This is a genomic window from Desulforhopalus vacuolatus (assembly GCF_016918505.1).
GTDB classification, from domain to species: Bacteria; Desulfobacterota; Desulfobulbia; order Desulfobulbales; family Desulfocapsaceae; genus Desulforhopalus; species Desulforhopalus vacuolatus.
Window position 1 is genome coordinate 1 of sequence record NZ_JAFFPZ010000092.1, and the last position, 901, is coordinate 901.

A 901-nucleotide genomic window follows, 5' to 3' on the forward strand; every position below is an offset into this window, starting at 1 on the left:
CCTCGACGAACGACAAACTCAATCAGCGTTAAGGCTCGCAAGGCTATACTCAGAAGATTTGTCAGACCTTCAACCTGGTCATTTCTTTTGACAAAGACAGGATCTAAGGAGAGCGGAGCTCCCTTGAGACGATGAAATCCTCTTTCGATTGTCCACTCGTCGCGGTATGTGAGCACTGCGTTTTCAAAGCTCAACTGGTCAGGAGATTCGTTTGTGACGTACGCTTTCCAACCCAATGTTTTCTCTAATTCAGTGATTGCATCCTCCCGTCTTTCCACGGATGTAATCTGGTATCGGACCTGTGTGACTTGTTTCTTTTTGCGGTTCTCACTGCCGCGACCTTGTCCTATATATTGAACGAGTACTTTTTCTTCACGCTCAGAATGATAGCGAAGCAATCCCTGGACTTTATATTGTGTCAATATGGTTTCAGCTTTTTCTTCAAGCGTTTTTGCATCCCGAATCTGACGTTTTCCGCGAGCAGGAGCGGGAGTCAATGCCTCCAACTTTTCGGTGGCCGTGGCGAGTCGTTTTTTTAGATTTTTCGACAGTGTTTCCCGGTATTTGGAGGAGCAAATAAGAAGAACGCGCTCTTCCCATTCGAATCTCTTTTCATCTTGGTCTATTGAACAGGTTCGAGTGAATTCATAGCCTTGGCCAAGAGATATTTGCTCTCCGTTGTTGTCCAGCTTTCGGCTGAAAACAGGACGAAGTTCTCGGCTTCCATCCAGGCCTTGCTGTATCCAGACAGGCATTTGGGTGGCTGTCTTACCGGTTTGAGGCAAAGGACTGAGATAGCAATGTTCGAGGCCATGCAGATGAGCCCGTGTAGCCAACGCTGACATTTTGCAGTCTCCCACGAACAGGAGTCCTTTTTTGTCCAATGCTTTCAACGCTTTAT

1 protein-coding gene is annotated in these 901 nt (G+C 46.9%); it reads right to left on the minus strand.

What is annotated here, in order from left to right:
- Positions 1 to 845, minus strand: an 845-nt coding sequence (locus JWG39_RS16025; protein WP_205220440.1) for an IS1634 family transposase, incomplete at its 3' end; no start/stop codon positions are given.
- Between the last annotated feature and the right edge of the window lie 56 nt (positions 846 to 901).